Raw genomic sequence first — 17,774 nt, 5'->3', positions numbered from 1 at the left:
CCCAGGTCGGGCCCGGTGCCACACAGCCCGTCTCCGGCCGCGTAACAGCAGTGCTCACTACTCACAGGCAGGTGGATTCGACTCCATGAGCATCTTCCGAAACCGCACCGCTACGGCCGCGCTCGTCGCGGTGGCGGCGGGCGCCCTGACCCTCACCGCCTGCGGCGGCGGCGACAGCGGCAACTCGTCCAAGGACAACAGCAAGAGCAAGAAGGACGCCGCGTCGCAGTCCAAGCCGGTGCAGATCGGTGACGCGGCGGCGTCGACCGGTCCGGCGGCCGAGGTTCCCGGTGCCAAGCCCGGTGGCGTCGCGACCGTGTACCAGGAGGACGACTTCTCCCACCTGGACCCGGGCCAGATCTACGTCTCGGACGGCAAGCTGCTCAGCCGCCTCATCTACCGCGGCCTGACCCAGTACTCCGAGGACGACAAGGGCAACCTGACCGTCGTGGGCGACCTCGCCACCGACGCGGGCAAGGCGTCCGACGGCGGCAAGACCTGGACGTACACCCTCAAGGACAACCTGAAGGACGAGAACGGCAACCCGATCAACTCGGCGGACATCCGCCACACGGTCGAGCGCCTGTACGCGTCCTACATCACGGACGGTCCGGTCTACCTCCAGCAGTGGCTGTCCGGTGCCGGCACCACGTACCGCAAGGCGTACGAGGGCCCGGACAAGGGCAAGCACCTGCCCGACAACGTCCTGGAGACGCCGGACGACAAGACGATCGTCTTCCACTTCAAGGACGCGCAGCCCGACCTTCCGCAGATGCTGACCATGCCCGGTTACAGCGTCGTCCCGGAGGAGACGGACACCAAGGAGAAGTACGACACCGACCCGGTCGCCACCGGTCCGTACAAGATCGCGGACTTCAAGCCGGGCAAGTCGATGAAGCTGGTCAAGAACACCCAGTGGGACGCGAAGTCCGACTCGGTGCGCCACCAGTACGTGGACGGCTTCAACATCGAGATGAACCACGATGACGAAGACCAGACCAAGACCCTGCTCGCCGACCAGGGCGAGGCCAAGAACGCGATGATGTTCACGGGCCAGGTCGCGACCACGCAGCTGCAGAAGGTCGTCAGCGACAAGAACGCCATGAAGAACCGCACGATCCAGGGCTACGCGCCCTACGTGTGGCAGCTCAACTTCAACATGGACCGCGTCAAGGACAAGAAGCTCCGTGACGCCATCGCCCTGGCCCTGCCGGCCTCCTCGGTCTTCAAGGCCGATGGTGGCGCCTACGGTGGTGAGGTCGCCAACTCGCTGATGTCGCCCACCACTCCGGGCTACGACGAGAGCTACGACCCGTTCAACCGCGCCAAGAAGCCCAACGGTGACATCGAGGCCGCCAAGAAGCTGATCAAGGAAGGCGGCTTCGAGGGCAAGAAGCTCGTCTACGCCTACGGCAACACGCCGACCCGTCAGCAGCAGGCCGTCCTGATCGCCGACGCGCTGGGCAAGATCGGCCTCGACATTCAGAAGAAGGAGATCGACGCCGCTACCTGGTACGAGCAGGTCGGCAAGGTCAACAACGGTCTGGACCTGTACATGACCGGCTGGGGCCAGGACTGGCCGTCCGCGTCCACCGTCTTCCCGCCGGTGTACGACGGCACGCAGATCCAGGACGGCGCGTCGAACTACTCGCACATCAACGACAAGCACGTCAACTCGGAGATCGCCCGCATCCAGAAGATCACCGACACCGCCGAGGCCACCAAGGCGTGGGGTGAGCTGAGCACCTACATCACCGAGAAGATCAACCCGGCCGCGCCGATCTACTACACCAAGGTCTTCCAGATCTTCGGTTCGAACATCGGCGGCATCCGCTACAGCTCCGACTCGAGCTACGTGGACGTCACCCGGATCTTCCTCAAGAAGTAATCCGCCCTGTCGGGAAACCGGTGGTGGGTGCGCGGCGGAGCGCCCACCACCGGGGCCCGGATCCCCTTTTAGACCTCCCAACCGATTGCCGCCGTCCTGAGAGCAGCTGCCTGCCATGCTTCAATTCCTCATTCGCCGGACGTTCGGCGCGGCGCTGATTCTGCTGTTGATCAGTGCGTTCACGTTCTTCATGTTCTTCGCGATCCCGCAGGACCCGGCCATGCTGGCCTGTGGCAAGAACTGCACGCCGGACGCGCTGGCGATCATCCACAAGAACCTCGGCCTCGACTCGCCGGTCCCCGTCCAGTACTGGAACTTCATCGTCGGCATCTTCGCCGGCCGTGACTTCGCCGTCGGTCACTGCTCCGCCCCCTGCTTCGGTGTCTCGTTCGCGAACAACCAGAACGTCTGGGACACGATCGTCGACCGCTTCCCGCTGACGCTCTCGCTGACCGTCGGCAGCCTCCTGGTCTTCCTCATCGTCGGTCTCGGCGCCGGCATGCTGGCGGCGAAGAACCGCGGTACGTGGCTGGACAAGACGTTCAGCTCCGGCTCTCTGGTCATCAGCTCCATGCAGATCTACTTCCTCGGTCCGCTGGTCCTGCTGCTGTTCGTCTACAACACCGGCTGGCTGGACAAGCCGAAGTACGTGCCGTTCTCCGAGGACCTCGGCGGCTGGTTCATGGGTCTGCTGATCCCCTGGCTCGTCATGGCGACGATCTTCACCGCCAACTACACCCGCATGAGCCGCTCGTCGATGATCGAGCAGCTCCAGGAAGAGCACGTGAAGGCGGCCCGCGCCAAGGGCATGTCGGGCAACTACGTCTTCTTCCGCTACGCCTGGCGCGGCTCTCTCATCCCCATCGTCACCATCCTCGGCATCGACCTGTCCGCGCTGCTGTCCGGAGGCATGGTGACCGAGCTGACGTTCGGCCTCGCCGGTCTCGGCCGGCTGGCGCTGGACTCCGTCACCAACAAGGACCTGCCGATGCTGATGGGCGTCATGCTGATCAGCGCCGCGCTCATCATCGTCTTCAACCTGATCGTGGACGCCCTGTACGCCGTCATCGACCCGCGCGTGCGCCTGTCCTAGGAGAACCACCGTGACCACTCAGACCAAGCCCGAAGAGGCCGCGCCCGCCGCCGCGGGGGACGCCTTCCTGTCGGTGCGCGACCTCAAGGTCCACTTCTCCACCGAGGGCGGCATCGTCAAGGCGGTGGACGGGCTCTCCTTCGATCTGGAACGCGGCAGGACCCTCGGCATCGTGGGCGAGTCCGGCTCCGGCAAGTCGGTGACCAACCTGGCCGTCCTCGGCCTGCACAACCGCAAGAAGACCGCCATCGACGGGTCGATCACACTGGACGGTCAGGAGCTGACCGACGCCAGTGAGAAGCAGATGGAAAAGCTGCGCGGCAAGAAGATGGCGATGATCTTCCAGGACGCGCTGACCGCGCTGTCGCCGTACTACACGATCGGCCGCCAGATCGGCGAGCCGTTCATGAAGCACACCGGCGCCTCCAAGAAGGACGCCCGGGTGCGCGCCATCGACCTGTTGGAGAAGGTGGGCATCCCGCACCCGCAGCAGCGGGTGGACGACTACCCCCACCAGTTCTCCGGCGGCATGCGGCAGCGCGCGATGATCGCCATGGCGCTCGCGTGCGACCCGGACCTGCTGATCGCCGACGAGCCGACCACGGCGCTCGACGTGACGGTGCAGGCGCAGATCCTCGACCTGCTCAAGGACCTGCAGCAGGAGTTCGGCTCCGCGATCATCATGATCACCCACGACCTGGGCGTGGTCGCCAACATGGCCGACGACATCATGGTGATGTACGCCGGCCGGGCCGTCGAGCGCGGCACGGTGCGCGAGGTGCTCAAGTCGCCTCAGCACCCGTACACCTGGGGCCTGCTGGGATCGATGCCGAGGCTCGCCTCCGACGTCGACGAGCCGCTGATGCCGATCCCCGGATCGCCGCCCTCGCTGCTGAACCCGCCCTCGGGCTGCGCGTTCCACCCGCGGTGCGCGTTCACCGACAAGGTCTCCGGCGGCCGTTGCTCGGGTGAGCGCCCGACGCTCGCCCCGGGCCGCGCGGCCGCCTGTCACCTGACAGGGGAACAGCGGCAGCAGGTGTTCATCGAGACGATTCAGCCCCGGCTGGGCTGAGCGGAAACCGGCGACTGGGGCATCACCATGAGCGACAACAGCAAGACGAACACGGCGGTCGCCGACTCGATCCCGCAGCAGCGGGACGGCGGCAGCGCACCCCTCATGCGGGTCAAGGGCCTGAAGAAGCACTTCCCGATCAAGGGCGGCTTCCCGATCCGGCGCACCGTCGGCGCGGTCAAGGCCGTCGACGGCGTCGACTTCGAGGTCTTCGCGGGGGAGAGCCTCGGCCTGGTCGGCGAGTCCGGCTGCGGCAAGTCGACGACCGGCCGGCTGATCACCCGTCTGTACGAGCCCACCGAGGGCACCATCGAGTACAACGGGCAGGACATCACCAAGGCGAACCGGGCGCAGCTGGCGCCGATCAGGTCCGAGATCCAGATGATCTTCCAGGACCCGTACGCGTCGCTGAACCCGCGGCAGACCGTGGGCACGATCATCTCGGGCCCGATGGAGATCAACGGCATCAACCCGCCCGGCGGCCGGGAGAAGCGGGTCCGGGAGCTCCTGGAGATCGTCGGGCTCAACCCGGAGCACTACAACCGCTTCCCGCACGAGTTCTCCGGCGGCCAGCGCCAGCGCATCGGTGTGGCGCGTGCCGTCGCCCTCCAGCCGAAGCTGATCATCGCCGACGAGCCGGTCTCGGCCCTCGACGTGTCGATCCAGGCCCAGGTGGTGAACCTGCTGCAGGAGGTGCAGCGGGAGATGGGCATCGCCTTCGTCTTCATCGCCCACGACCTGTCGATCGTGCGGCACTTCTCGCAGCGCGTCGCGGTGATGTACCTGGGCAAGATCGTGGAGATCGCCGACCGCGACTCCCTCTACAACCGGCCCCGCCACCCGTACACGCACGCGCTGCTGTCGGCCGTGCCGGACGCGGACATCGACGCGGAGAAGAAGGAGCGCATCCGCCTCCAGGGTGACGTGCCGTCGCCGATCTCCCCGCCGTCCGGCTGCCGCTTCCGCACGCGGTGCTGGAAGGCCCAGGACAAGTGCGCGACCGAGGAGCCGCCGCTCGTCCGCATCGAGGGCAGCAAGGCCGGCCACCTGACGGCCTGCCACTTCCCGGAGGAGCCGACCGTCGAGGCCCGCGCCGAGGACATCGTCCTCGACCCGGCTCTCGCGGCGCTGGAGGAGGGCACCGACGGCGGGGCGGGAGCCTCGAAGAGCTGACCCGGCAGGTCCGGCCCCGGCGGCCGGGGACCTGACGGCCCATGGACCGGGGGCGGGAGGAGATCTCTCCCGCCCCCGGTCCTTCGCATGCCGCCGGACCGCCGCCCTTCCGCCGTACGTCCGTCCGGAGGACCCCCGAACCCGTACGGACCGGACGAATGTGCGCCACAGGATTCGCCCCCCGATGCTGGCCGACAAGGGACCAGCGGACGAGTCAGGCACTGGGAGGCACTCCATGCGCGGAGCCACGCACGCCAAACGGGCCGCATGCGCGGCGGCGGTAGCCCTCGCGGTGACGGCCTGCGGGGGCGGGGGCGGCGACAGCGGGTCGGACAGTGGTGCCGTGCTCAGCTCCTCCTGGGGCGACCCGCAGAACCCGCTGGAGCCGGCCAACACCAACGAGGTGCAGGGCGGCAAGGTCCTCGACATGATCTTCCGGGGGCTGAAGAAGTACGACCCGGAGACCGGCGAGGCGAAGGACATGCTCGCCGAGAAGATCGACACCTCCGACTCGCGGAACTTCACCGTCACGGTCAAGGACGGCTGGACCTTCAGCAACGGCGAGAAGGTCACCGCCCAGTCCTTCGTGGACGCCTGGAACTACGGCGCGAGCCTGAAGAACAACCAGCGCAACGCGTACTTCTTCGCGTACATCGACGGCTACGACAAGGTGCACCCCGAGGACGGGAGCAAGCAGAGCGCCGACACCCTCTCCGGGCTGAAGGTCACCGGCCCCCGCACCTTCACGGTCAAGCTCAGCCAGAAGTTCTCGACCTTCCCCGACACCCTCGGCTACCCCGCCTTCGCCCCGCTGCCCAGGGCGTTCTTCGACGACCACGACGCCTGGCTGAAGAAGCCGGTCGGCAACGGCCCGTACCAGGTCGACAACTACGCCCGCGGCTCCCAGATGTCCCTGCGCACGTGGGAGCAGTACCCCGGTCCGGACAAGGCCGACAACGGCGGCGTCGACCTGAAGGTCTACACCGACAACAACACCGCCTACACCGACCTGATGGCCGGCAACCTCGACCTCGTCGACGACGTCCCCGCCGCCCAGCTCAAGAACGTCAAGAACGACCTCGGCGACCGGTACATCAACACCCCCGCCGGCATCATCCAGACCCTCGCCTTCCCGTACTACGACAAGGACTGGAACAAGCCCGGCTCCGACAAGGTCCGCACGGGCCTGTCGATGGCGATCGACCGCAAGCAGATCACCGACACGATCTTCCAGCAGACCCGCACCCCGGCCACCGACTGGACCTCGCCCGTCCTCGGCGAGGACGGCGGCTACAAGGCCGGGCTGTGCGGGGAGGCCTGCGAGTACAACCCCGACCAGGCCAAGAAGCTGATCAAGGAGGGCGGCGGCCTGCCCGGCGGCCAGGTCAAGATCACGTACAACGCCGACACCGGCTCCCACGGACAGTGGGTCGACGCCGTCTGCAACTCCATCAACAACGCCCTGGACAACGACCGTGCCTGCGTCGGCAACCCGGTCGGCACCTTCGCCGACTTCCGCAACCAGATCACCGGCAAGAAGATGAGCGGCCCCTTCCGCGCCGGCTGGCAGATGGACTACCCGCTCATCCAGAACTTCCTCCAGCCGCTCTACTACACCAACGCCTCCTCCAACGACGGCAAGTGGTCCGACAAGAAGTTCGACGGCCTCGTCGACCAGGCGAACGGCGAGTCCGACACCGCCAAGGCCGTCCAGACCTTCCAGCAGGCCGAGGAGGTCGTACGGGACAACATGGCCGCCATCCCGCTCTGGTACCAGAACGGCAGCGCCGGCTACTCGCAGCGGCTGTCCAACGTGAAGCTCAACCCCTTCAGCGTCCCCGTCTACAACGAGATCAAGGTCAGCTGAGGAGGCGCCATGGGACGGTACGTCGTCCGGCGGCTGCTCCAGATGATCCCGGTCTTCATCGGGGCCACGCTGCTGATCTTCCTGATGGTCAACGTGATGGGCGACCCCATCGCGGGCCTGTGCGGCGACCGGGAGTGCGACCCGGCCACCGCGGCCCAGCTGAGAAGGGAGTTCGGCCTCGACAAGCCCGTGTGGCAGCAATACCTCACCTACATGGGCAACGTCTTCACCGGCGACTTCGGCACCGCCTTCAACGGCCAGCCGGTCACCGAGCTGATGGGGACGGCGTTCCCGGTGACCATCCGGCTGACCATCGTGGCGATCCTCTTCGAGATCGTCGTCGGCATCGTGCTCGGCGTCGTCACCGGCCTGCGTCGCGGACGCCCCGTGGACACCGGGGTGCTGCTGCTCACCCTCGTCGTCATCTCGGTCCCCACCTTCGTCACCGGCCTGCTGCTCCAGCTCCTGCTCGGCGTGAAATGGGGCTGGATCGACCCGGCCGTCTCCACCGCGGCACCCTTCGACGAGCTGATCGTCCCCGGCCTCGTCCTCGCCTCCGTCTCCCTGGCGTACGTCACCCGGCTGACCCGCACCTCGATCGCGGAGAACCGGCGCTCCGACTACGTCCGCACGGCCATCGCCAAGGGCCTGCCCCGCCACCGGGTCATCACCCGGCACCTGCTGCGCAACTCCCTCATCCCGGTCGTCACCTTCATCGGCACCGACATCGGCGCCCTGATGGGCGGCGCCATCGTCACCGAGCGGATCTTCAACATCCACGGCGTCGGCTACCAGCTCTACCAGGGCATCCTGCGCCAGAACACGCAGACCGTCGTCGGCTTCGTCACCGTCCTGGTCCTCGTCTTCCTCGTCGCCAACCTCGTCGTCGACCTCCTGTACGCCGTACTCGACCCGAGGATCCGCTATGTCTGACGACCCCTACGAGCCCAAGCGCGCCATCGCGGCCACCGGCACGGGCGGGACGATGGACCTCGCGTCCAGCGAGGCGGTCACCCTGGAGAAGCCCCCCGGCGGCCCTGACGGCGGCGAACCCCAGGACAAGCCGCGCAGCCTCTGGTCCGACGCCTGGCACGACCTGCGCCGCAACCCCGTCTTCATCATCTCGGGCCTGGTGATCCTCTTCCTGATCGTCATCTCCGTCTGGCCGTCCCTGATCGCCTCCGGCAACCCGCTCAAGTGCGACCTGGCCAAGGCCCAGGAGGGCTCCCAGCCAGGCCACCCCTTCGGCTTCAACGGCCAGGGCTGCGACGTCTACACCCGCACCGTCTACGGCGCCCGTACGTCGGTGGAGGTCGGCGTCCTCGCCACGCTCGGGGTCGCCGTCCTCGGCAGCGTCCTCGGCGGACTCGCCGGGTTCTTCGGCGGAGCGGGGGACGCGGTCCTGTCCCGGATCACCGACGTCTTCTTCGCGATCCCGGTCGTCCTCGGCGGCCTGGTGCTGCTCTCCGTCATCACCAGCAACACCGTCTGGCCCGTCATCGGCTTCATCGTGCTGCTCGGCTGGCCGCAGATCTCCCGCATCGCCCGCGGCTCCGTCATCACGGCCAAGCAGAACGACTACGTGCAGGCCGCCCGCGCCCTCGGCGCCTCCAACTCCCGTCTCCTGCTGCGGCACATCGCGCCCAACGCCGTCGCCCCCGTCATCGTCGTGGCGACCATCGCGCTCGGCACCTACATCTCCCTGGAGGCGACCCTGTCCTTCCTCGGCGTCGGCCTGAAGCCGCCCAGCGTCTCCTGGGGCATCGACATCTCCGCCGCCGCCCCCTACGTCCGCAACGCCCCGCACGCGCTGCTCTGGCCGTCCGGAGCCCTGGCCATCACCGTCCTCGCGTTCATCATGCTCGGCGACGCGGTGCGCGACGCCCTCGACCCGAAGCTGAGGTGAGCCGCCGCCATGCTGCTCGAAGTGCGCGACCTGCACGTGGAGTTCCACACCCGGGACGGCGTCGCCAAGGCCGTCAACGGCGTCAGCTACGGCGTGGACGCGGGCGAGACCCTGGCCGTGCTCGGCGAGTCCGGCTCCGGCAAGTCCGTCACCGCCCAGACGATCATGGGCATCCTCGATGTCCCGCCCGGCCGGGTCACCGCGGGCGAGGTGCTCTTCGAGGGCCGGGACCTGCTGAAGCTGAAGGAGGAGGAACGCCGGAAGGTCCGCGGCGCCGAGATGGCGATGATCTTCCAGGACGCGCTGTCGTCGCTGAACCCCGTCCTCACCGTCGGCGACCAGCTCGGCGAGATGTTCACCGTGCACCGGGGCATGTCCCGCAAGGACGCCCGCGCCAAGGCCGTCGAGCTGATGGACCGGGTGCGCATCCCCGCCGCCAGGGAGCGGGTGAGGCAGTACCCCCACCAGTTCTCCGGCGGCATGCGCCAGCGCATCATGATCGCCATGGCGATGGCCCTCGAACCCAAGCTGATCATCGCCGACGAGCCCACCACCGCCCTCGACGTCACGGTCCAGGCCCAGGTCATGGACCTGCTCGCGGAACTCCAGCGCGAGCTGCACATGGGCCTGATCCTCATCACGCACGACCTCGGGGTGGTCGCCGACGTCGCCGACAAGATCGCGGTGATGTACGCGGGCCGGATCGTGGAGACGGCCCCGGTCCACGACATCTACAAGGCCCCGGCGCACCCGTACACCCGCGGCCTGCTGGAGTCGATCCCGCGCCTGGACCAGAAGGGCCGGGAGCTGTACGCCATCAAGGGCCTGCCGCCCAACCTCACCCGCATCCCGCCCGGCTGCGCCTTCCACCCGCGCTGCCCGATGGTCCAGGACGTCTGCCGCACCGACGTGCCGCCGCTGTACGACGTGACGGAGCCGGAGTGGAGCGGCGCGGAACGCGGGAGCGCCTGCCACTACTGGAGGGAGTGCCTGCATGGCTGAGGCCACCGAACCGATCCTCGAGGTCCGCGGTCTGGTCAAGCACTACCCGCTCACCTCCGGCATCCTCTTCAGGAAGCACGTCGGTGCGGTCAAGGCGGTCGACGGCGTGGACTTCGAGCTGGCCCGGGGCGAGACCCTCGGCATCGTCGGCGAGTCCGGGTGCGGCAAGTCCACGGTCGCCAAGATGCTGGTCAACCTGGAGAAGCCGACGGCGGGGGAGATCCGCTACAAGGGCGAGGACATCACCCGCCTGTCGGGCAAGGCCCTCAAGGCCGTACGCCGCAACATCCAGATGGTCTTCCAGGACCCGTACACCTCCCTCAACCCCCGGATGACGGTGGGCGACATCATCGGGGAGGCCTACGACATCCACCCGGAGGTGGCCCCGAAGGGGGACCGGCGCAAACGGGTCCAGCACCTGCTGGACGTGGTCGGCCTCAACCCGGAGTACATCAACCGCTATCCGCACCAGTTCTCCGGGGGCCAGCGCCAGCGCATCGGCATCGCGCGCGGACTCGCCCTGCGCCCGGAGATCATCGTCGCGGACGAACCGGTCTCCGCCCTCGACGTCTCCGTACAGGCCCAGGTGATCAACCTGATGGGCCGGCTCCAGGACGAGTTCGAGCTCTCGTACATCTTCATCGCCCACGACCTGTCGATCGTCCGGCACATCTCGGACCGGGTCGGTGTGATGTACCTCGGCCGCATCGTGGAGACCGGGCGCGACGCCGAGATCTACGACCATCCCACGCACCCCTACACCCAGGCGCTGCTGTCCGCCGTGCCCGTGCCCGACCCGGAGGCCCGGGAACACCGCGAACGGATCATCCTGGCCGGTGACGTGCCCTCTCCCACCAACATCCCCTCCGGCTGCCGCTTCCGCACCCGCTGCTGGAAGGCCCGGGAGCGGTGCGCCCTGGAGGTGCCCGCGCTGGCCGTGCCCGCCGAGTTCCGGGACGTCCCGGGCCCCGCCGCCCACGACTCGGCGTGCCACTTCGCGGAGGAGAAACAGGTGGTCCCGTCCGAGACGGAAGGCGACGGCAACGGCAGCGGGCCGGGGTGACATGGCGCTCCCCGGCCCGCTTACGGCACCCGCACGGCCGTACGCCGATCAGCGTGACGCGTCCGTATATCGGTACCGCTTCGCCGAAGTTGCCCGCGTGTTACGGCGGTTGCTGCCTTCGGGTGAGGTCAGGCCAGCGACCGCTTCAGGAAGTCCACCTGGAGCCGCAGCAGGTTCTCGGCGACCTCCTCCTGCGGGGTCATGTGCGTGACGCCGGAGAGCGGGAGCACCTCGTGCGGGCGTCCGGCCGCCAGCAGGGCCGAGGACAGGCGCAGGGAGTGCGCGACCACCACGTTGTCGTCCGCCAGCCCGTGGATGATCATCATGGGGCGGTGCGGCTCGGCGGCGTCGACCAGGCCCGCGTCGTCGATCACCGAGTTGCGGCGGTAGACCTCCGGCTGCTCGTCCGGGTGGCCGACGTAGCGCTCCTGGTAGTGGGTGTCGTACAGCCGCAGGTCCGTCACGGGGGCGCCCACGATCGCCGCGTGGAAGACGTCCGGTCGGCGCAGTGCCGCCAGCGCCGCCAGATAGCCGCCGAAGGACCAGCCGCGCACGGCCACCCGGTTCAGATCGAGCGGGAAGTCGGCGGCGAGGGCCTGGAGCGCGTCCACCTGGTCCTGGAGGACGACCGCGGCCACGTCGTCCTTGATGGCCTTCTCCCAGGCCGGCGAGCGCCCCGGCGTGCCCCGCCCGTCGGCGACGACCACCGCGAAGCCCTGGTCGGCGAACCACTGGGACGTGAGGTGGGCGTTGTGCGCGGCCACCACGCGCTGGCCGTGCGGACCGCCGTACGGGTCCAGGAGCACCGGGAGGGAGGTGTCACCGTGGTAGTCCGTCGGCATAAGCACGGCGCACGGGACACGGCGTGCGCCCCCTTGGGTGAGTGTCACGCGCGGGGACAAAACGGGGTGTTCGGCGTGCGAGGCGACGGTCGCCACCTGCTTCCCGTCCCGCAGAACCTGCGCACGGGCCCCCGGCCGGTCGAGCGTCGCGGAGACGAGAACGGTCACGCCCCCGGCGCGCACCGCCGAGTGCACGCCGGGCTCCTGCGAGACGCGCTCCACGCCGAGCTCGTTCACCCGGTACACGTGGACCTCGCCGGTCTCCGCGTCGGCCGCGTCCTCGCCCGCGGAGGCGGAGACCAGCACGTCGTCGCCGGAGACGTCCAGCACCGCACGCAGGTGCAACTGCGGTCCGGTGAGCGGCCGTTCGCCGACCGCCAGCACCCGCGCCCCGCCCTCGTCGGCGATCCGCACCAGCTGCCCGGACGGGCTCCAGCAGGGCACACCGGGGAAGAGTTCCAGCCAAATCGGATCTTCGTCCGCGTGCACCATCCGGGTCGTCCCGGACGCGGTGTCCACGGCCAGGAACAGCTGGCTGCGCTGGTCGCGCGCCTGTACGAGGATCAGTGGCGCGCCCGCCGCTGACCAGTGCACTCGCGCCAGATACGGGTACCGCGCCCGGTCCCAGAGGACCTCCGTGCGCCCCCCGTCCAGCCCGATCACGAACAGCCGTACGTCCGCGTTGGCGGTGCCCGCCGCCGGGTACGGGACGTGTTGTGGATCACGCCCGGGGTGGGCCGGGTCGGAGATCCACCACCGCCTGACCGGCGTGTCGTCCACCCGCGCGACCAGCAGCCGGTCGGACTCCGGGCCCCACCAGAAGCCCCGCGCCCGCCCCATCTCCTCGGCGGCGATGAACTCGGCGAGCCCGTAGGAGACGCCCTCGGCGTCCGGCTCGGCCAGCGCCCTGTCCCCGTCCCCCTCGGCGCCCACCACCCGCAGGGCGCCCCGGGCTACGTAGGCGACGTGCCGTCCGTCGGGGGAGGGGCGCGGGTCGATCACCGGGCCGGGGGTGGGGAGTTCACGTGCCGTCCCCGCGCGCAGCTCGGCCGTGAAGAGCCGCCCCGACAGGGCGAAGGAGGCCAGTTCGACGGCCGCGTCGGTGGCGTACCCGACGATGCCGGCGCCGCCCTCGCGGCTGCGCTCCCGCCGCGCTCGCTCCTCGGCCGACAGGCGTTCCTCGGCGCCGCCCAGGAGGGCGCGCGGGTCGGCGGCGACGCGCTCCCCGCCGTCCGCGACGTCGAGGACCCACAGGGAGTTGGCCCGGTCCGTACCGGAGCCGGAGCGCAGGAAGGCGACCCGTGAACCGTCGGGTGCCACGGTGAACGAACGCGGCGCGCCGAGCGTGAACCGCTGGGTGCGGGCGTGCCGTTTGGGGAAGGAGTCGGACTCGGTCGTCATGCCCTGACCATATTGGCCATGCGCCCCCTTGTGCGGCCGTGCGCCGATCGATGCGCGCGTACGGATAGTTATGATCACTAGCGCATAGTGGGTATCAACTGGGTGCCCGCTGCGTGGATTTATCTGCTCCTGCGTACCGAAGCGTTCCGATAGTCCGACCGCGTCCGACCTTCCCATGTCCCTGGGTTCTTTGGAGGTGAGCCGCCGTGGCACTCTCGATTTCGGCGGTGGTGCTGCTGGCGATCATCGTCTTCCTGCTGGTCAAGAAGTCAGGACTGAAGGCAGGGCACGCAGTCGTCTGCATGCTGCTCGGCTTCTACCTGGCCTCGTCGACCGTCGCCCCCACGATCAGTGAGGTGACGTCGAACATCGCGGGGATGATCGGGAGCATCAACTTCTGACGGCCGGCTCAGCCCTGGGCGGCGACGTCCAGGGCGGTCCCGTACAGCCGGGAGACCCTCAGGAGGATCACCACACGGCGGTCGGGCAGCGGCTGCTCGCCGGGGGCCGCTCCGTCCGCCGGGTCCACGATCTCCGCCTCGCCCTCCGCCACGGCGAACGACCAGACGTCCGGGCCGTTGACGTGCAGTGAGGCGTGCGGGTCGCGGCGCAGTTGGCGGACCTTGAGGCGGTCCGCGGTGGAGGACACGCGCAGGACGCGTTCCTCGGCGTCCCAGTCGTAGAGGACGGTCGACAGGTGCGGGTGGCCGCTGCTCCTGACGCTCGCCAGCACGCCGAACCGCTGCCCGCGCAGCAACCGGGAGAGCTCCTGGTCGGTGAGCGCCCGGGGGGCCGGGCCGTCGTTCCTGGTGGTGCCGGCGGGGGCCTCGGTGGCGGTGTTCTCGCTCATGGGGATCGGCCTTTCGTCGGTGCGGGGCGGGGTGAGGGGGCGGGTCACACGGCGGCGGAGCGGCCGGGCCGCGGTGCGCCGGCAGCCGGCTCCTGGGGAGCCTGCCGCCCGGGGCGGCGCAGCATCGTGAAGGCGACGGCGAACGCGGTGATCAGGAGTCCCGCGCCCACCGCGAAGGCGAGGCGGTAGCCGCCGGTCAGCGCCTCGGCGGCGGTCCGGCCGTGTGCCGTCAGGCTCTCGGTGCGGGAGGCGGCCAGGGTGGACAGGACCGCGACGCCCAGGGCCATGCCGATCTGCTGGGTGGTGTTGAACAGGCCGGACACGAGACCGGCGTCCTCCTCGTTCGCGCCGGACATGCCGAGCGTGGTCAGCGCCGGCAGCGCGAGGCCGAAGCCCGCGGCGAGCAGCATGACCGGGAGCAGGTCGACGGCGTAATCGGCCCGGACGGGGACGCGGGCGAGGAGGCCGAGGACGCCTATGAGGAGCACGATGCCCGCCAGCAGGACGTTGCGCTCACCGAAACGGGCGTTGAGGCGGGCCGAGGCTCCCAGGGAGACCGCGCCGATGACGGCGGCTGCCGGGAGCATCGCGAGACCGGTCTCGGCGGCGCCGTACCCGAGCACCTTCTGCAGGTAGAGGGCGACGAGGATCTGGAAGGAGAAGAGCGCGGCGACCATCAGGACCTGGACCAGGTTGGCACCGGAGACGCTGCGTGAGCGGAAGACCCGCAGCGGCATGAGCGGGTTCTTCGCGGTGGCCTGACGGACGAGGAACGCGGCGAGCAGTACGGCGGCGAGGGCGCCGAGGCCGAGGGTGCGCCCCGAGGCCCAGCCGTACTCCTCGGCCTTGACGACGGTGGAGATGCCGAGCATCAGGCCGGCGGTGACCAGCACCGCGCCGAGAACGTCCGCGCCCGCTCCGAGACCCAGGCCGCGGTCACGGGGCAGGACGCGTACGGCGATCGCGAGGGCGGCGATGCCGATCGGCAGGTTGATGAAGAAGATCCAGTGCCAGGTCAGCGCGTCGGTGAGGACCCCGCCGAGGACCTGTCCGATGGACGCGCCCGCCGCGCCGGTGAAGCTGAACACCGCGATGGCCCTGGAGCGCTCCCCGGGTTCGGTGAACAGGGTCACGAGGATGCCCAGGCTGACGGCGGAGGCCATCGCGCTGCCGATGCCCTGGAGGAAGCGGGCGGCGATCAGCGCGGCGGGCGAGGTGGCCACGCCGGCCAGCAGCGAGGCGGCGGTGAAGACGGCGACGCCGGCCAGGAACATGCGCCTGCGGCCGATCATGTCGCCGAGCCGGCCGGCCAGGAGGAGCAGGCTGCCGAACGCGATGAGGTAGGCGTTGACGACCCAGCTGAGGCCGGCGGGGGTGAAGTCGAGGTCGTTCTGGATGACCGGCATCGCCACGGTGACGATGGAGCCGTCGAGGATGATCATCAGCATCCCGGTGGCGATGACTCCGAGGGCGAGCCGGCGTGTACGCGGGTCGGGGGGAGGAGCGGGAGGAGCGGGCGACGGTGCGGGACCGGATACGGCAGACATGGCGCTCTCCTGTCAGTCGGGGCGACAGGAGAGACCGTAGCAGATGGTTTTGTTGCAGACTATTTTTCTCGGTCCTACTTGGCCTGGCGTGCCCGGCGGGCCGGGCGGGGAGTCTCGACCGGGGTCGCCAGGCCGTCGTCGACCAGGCGGTTGAGGATCCGCAGAAGGGCCTGCGCGTCCCCCTCGGGGAGCGAGGCCAGGGCTTCGCGGTGCACGCGGTCGACGATCTGCTGACTCCGTCCGGCGACACGGGCGCCCTCCTCGGTGACGGCGATGATCCGGGCCCGCCGGTCCGTACTGGAGGGGCGGCGCTCGGCCAGGCCCGCCTTCTCCAGGGCGTCCACCGTCACCACCATGGTGGTTTTGTCCATGTCACCGATCTCGGCGAGCTGGATCTGGGTGCGCTCCTCCTCCAGGGCGTGCACGAGCACGCAGTGCATGCGGGCGGTCAGGCCGATCTCGGCGAGAGCGGCGGCCATCTTGCTGCGCAGGACGTGGCTGGTGTGGTCGAGCAGGAACGACAGGTCCGGTTCGGTGCGCGAGGGGGTCATGGCGGTCATGTCCGCCAGCGTAGGGCAATTCGATCCGTGACGGATTATCCGGCAGAGACCTTGATGGGCCGCTGTGGAGCGCGCCCCGCAACGGCACCGGCGCCGGACCGTCCCCACGGACGTCTCCCGCGTTACGAGGACGAGCGCGCGGCCTCATAGGGTGGCCCCATGACGGAACTCCCCGCCCGGCGTCTGCTGCTGGTGCACGCGCACCCGGACGACGAGTCGATCAACAACGGCGCCACCATGGCCAGGTACGCGGCCGAGGGCGCCCACGTGACGCTGGTGACCTGCACCCTCGGCGAGCGGGGCGAGGTCATCCCGCCCGCACTCGCGCACCTGACCGGGGCCGCCCTGGGCGGACACCGCAGGGGCGAGCTGGCGGAGGCGATGCGCGCGCTCGGCGTGGACGACTTCCGGCTGCTCGGCGGGCCCGGCCGGTACGCCGACTCCGGGATGATGGGCCTGCCCGACAACGACGACCCTGGCTGCCTCTGGCAGGCCGAACTCGACGAGGCCGCGGCCCTCCTCGCCGAGGTGATCCGCGAGGTACGGCCCCAGGTCCTCGTCACCTACGACCCCGACGGCGGCTACGGCCACCCCGACCACATCCAGGCCCACCGCATCGCCATGCGCGCGGTGGAGCTGGCGGCCGAGGCGGGCTGCCCGGTCGCCAAGGTCTACTGGAACCGCGTGCCGCGCACCGTCGCCGAGGGCGCCTTCGCCCGGCTCCGCGACGACCTGCCCGGCCTGGCGTTCGAGAAGGCGGCCGGAGTCGAGGACGTACCGGGCGTCGTGGACGACGAGCGGATCACCACCGAGATCCGCGCCGAGGGCACCCCGTACGCCGCCGCCAAGGCCGCGGCCATGCGCGCGCACGCCACCCAGATCACCGTGGCCGAGCCGTACTTCGTCCTCTCCAACGAACTGGCCCAGCCGATCTTCACCACCGAGTACTACGAACTGGTGCGCGGCGAGCGGGCCGGTGACGGGGGCGGGCGCGAGAGCGACCTGTTCGCCGGGATCCGGATCGAGGAGGCGTCGTGAGCGGGCGTACCGAACCGCCGGCCTCCGCCCTGGCCCAGCCGCTGCGGCCGCCGTCCCCCGGGCGGGCAGCCCTCTACCTCGGGCTCTTCGTCCTCGGCGCGGTGACCGGCGTCGCGGGAGCGCTCGTGCAGCCGGCCTGGTTCCCGGGCGGGCTGCTGCTCGCGCTGGCCGCCGAGGCGGGACTGTGCCTCGGTGCCGGCCGCGCCATGGGCCGTCGCGGCGGGGCCGTGGCCCCCGCCGTCGGCTGGGCGGTCGCCGTGGTGCTGCTCACCGCCAGCCGCCCGGAGGGCGACTTCGTCTTCGCCGCGGGCGCCGGCTCCTATCTCTTCCTGCTCGGCGGCATCGCCATCGCTGTGATGTGTGCCACCCTCGCGCCGGTGCGGCAACCGGACGGCGGCGGCGCCCGACTTGGCAAATGACGTACTACTTCGCCGTGGCACGGACGTGCGAGTCCGGTGCGGGTTTCCCCGGC

General features: G+C 69.7%; 16 protein-coding genes. 12 read left to right on the top strand and 4 right to left on the bottom strand.

The features are described from left to right. Window positions 1–85: 85 nt before the first annotated feature. The 9 genes from IEZ05_RS05340 (at window position 86) to IEZ05_RS05300 (ending at window position 11,064) form a co-directional block, all read left to right on the top strand. The gene (locus tag IEZ05_RS05340; protein WP_189228828.1) at window positions 86–1,888 is read left to right on the top strand and encodes an ABC transporter substrate-binding protein; all 1,803 of its coding nucleotides are present in this window, start codon (window positions 86–88) and stop codon (window positions 1,886–1,888) included. 115 nt (window positions 1,889–2,003) lie between these two features. Beyond that, a complete protein-coding gene (locus tag IEZ05_RS05335; protein WP_189228827.1) occupies window positions 2,004–2,981 on the top strand; it encodes an ABC transporter permease in 978 nt (325 codons plus the stop codon). A 10-nt stretch (window positions 2,982–2,991) separates the two neighbouring features. Further along, window positions 2,992–4,053 carry an ABC transporter ATP-binding protein gene (locus IEZ05_RS05330; RefSeq protein ID WP_189228826.1) on the top strand — a complete coding sequence of 354 codons (1,062 nt, stop codon included), beginning with the start codon at window positions 2,992–2,994 and terminating at the stop codon, window positions 4,051–4,053. A gap of 27 nt (window positions 4,054–4,080) precedes the next feature. Continuing rightward, a complete protein-coding gene (locus IEZ05_RS05325) occupies window positions 4,081–5,226 on the top strand; it encodes an ABC transporter ATP-binding protein (RefSeq protein ID WP_189228825.1) in 1,146 nt (381 codons plus the stop codon). 235 nt (window positions 5,227–5,461) lie between these two features. Beyond that, complete coding sequence (locus IEZ05_RS05320; RefSeq protein ID WP_189228824.1) at window positions 5,462–7,093, top strand: peptide ABC transporter substrate-binding protein; 1,632 nt, start codon at window positions 5,462–5,464, stop codon at window positions 7,091–7,093. A gap of 9 nt (window positions 7,094–7,102) precedes the next feature. After that, window positions 7,103–8,026 carry an ABC transporter permease gene (locus tag IEZ05_RS05315; protein WP_189228823.1) on the top strand — a complete coding sequence of 308 codons (924 nt, stop codon included), beginning with the start codon at window positions 7,103–7,105 and terminating at the stop codon, window positions 8,024–8,026. Then, the gene (locus IEZ05_RS05310; RefSeq protein WP_189228822.1) at window positions 8,019–8,999 is read left to right on the top strand and encodes an ABC transporter permease; all 981 of its coding nucleotides are present in this window, start codon (window positions 8,019–8,021) and stop codon (window positions 8,997–8,999) included. Before IEZ05_RS05315 ends, IEZ05_RS05310 begins: the two co-directional genes overlap by 8 nt. Window positions 9,000–9,008: 9 nt before the next feature. Next, window positions 9,009–10,001: an ABC transporter ATP-binding protein gene (locus tag IEZ05_RS05305; protein ID WP_189228821.1), complete on the top strand. Its 993-nt coding sequence runs from the start codon at window positions 9,009–9,011 to the stop codon at window positions 9,999–10,001. Then, window positions 9,994–11,064: an ABC transporter ATP-binding protein gene (locus IEZ05_RS05300; RefSeq protein WP_189228820.1), complete on the top strand. Its 1,071-nt coding sequence runs from the start codon at window positions 9,994–9,996 to the stop codon at window positions 11,062–11,064. The genes IEZ05_RS05305 and IEZ05_RS05300 overlap by 8 nt, the downstream gene beginning before the upstream one ends. 128 nt (window positions 11,065–11,192) lie before the next feature. Here the strand turns inward: IEZ05_RS05300 and IEZ05_RS05295 are convergent, their stop codons facing one another. Then, window positions 11,193–13,307, bottom strand: coding sequence for a S9 family peptidase (locus IEZ05_RS05295; protein ID WP_189228819.1), 2,115 nt, complete (start codon window positions 13,305–13,307; stop codon window positions 11,193–11,195). 206 nt (window positions 13,308–13,513) lie between these two features. On the opposite strand from IEZ05_RS05295, the gene IEZ05_RS05290 reads away from it, so the two are divergent. After that, a complete protein-coding gene (locus IEZ05_RS05290; protein ID WP_189228818.1) occupies window positions 13,514–13,708 on the top strand; it encodes a hypothetical protein in 195 nt (64 codons plus the stop codon). Between the two features lie 8 nt (window positions 13,709–13,716). Here the strand turns inward: IEZ05_RS05290 and IEZ05_RS05285 are convergent, their stop codons facing one another. From IEZ05_RS05285 to IEZ05_RS05275, 3 genes are all read right to left on the bottom strand, one after another. After that, window positions 13,717–14,157 carry a pyridoxamine 5'-phosphate oxidase family protein gene (locus IEZ05_RS05285; RefSeq protein WP_189228817.1) on the bottom strand — a complete coding sequence of 147 codons (441 nt, stop codon included), beginning with the start codon at window positions 14,155–14,157 and terminating at the stop codon, window positions 13,717–13,719. A 44-nt stretch (window positions 14,158–14,201) separates the two neighbouring features. Then, window positions 14,202–15,704 (bottom strand): MFS transporter, encoded by a 1,503-nt coding sequence (locus IEZ05_RS05280; RefSeq protein ID WP_189228816.1) that lies wholly within the window; start codon window positions 15,702–15,704, stop codon window positions 14,202–14,204. A gap of 74 nt (window positions 15,705–15,778) precedes the next feature. Next, a complete protein-coding gene (locus IEZ05_RS05275) occupies window positions 15,779–16,264 on the bottom strand; it encodes a MarR family winged helix-turn-helix transcriptional regulator (protein WP_189228815.1) in 486 nt (161 codons plus the stop codon). A 159-nt stretch (window positions 16,265–16,423) separates the two neighbouring features. Between IEZ05_RS05275 and mshB the strand changes: the two genes are divergently transcribed. Together mshB and IEZ05_RS05265 are read left to right on the top strand one after the other, a co-directional pair. Further along, the gene (gene mshB, locus IEZ05_RS05270; protein WP_189228814.1) at window positions 16,424–17,302 is read left to right on the top strand and encodes an N-acetyl-1-D-myo-inositol-2-amino-2-deoxy-alpha-D-glucopyranoside deacetylase; all 879 of its coding nucleotides are present in this window, start codon (window positions 16,424–16,426) and stop codon (window positions 17,300–17,302) included. Next, entirely contained in the window at window positions 17,299–17,721 is a 423-nt protein-coding gene (locus IEZ05_RS05265) for a DUF6113 family protein (RefSeq protein ID WP_189228813.1), read from the top strand. Before mshB ends, IEZ05_RS05265 begins: the two co-directional genes overlap by 4 nt. Window positions 17,722–17,774: the final 53 nt, after the last annotated feature.

Origin of the sequence: Streptomyces flaveolus (assembly GCF_014648815.1) — a bacterium.
Lineage (GTDB): Bacteria > Actinomycetota > Actinomycetes > Streptomycetales > Streptomycetaceae > Streptomyces > Streptomyces flaveolus.
The sequence above is the reverse complement of the archived record's forward strand: the minus strand, read 5'-3'. Positions and strand labels throughout refer to the sequence as shown.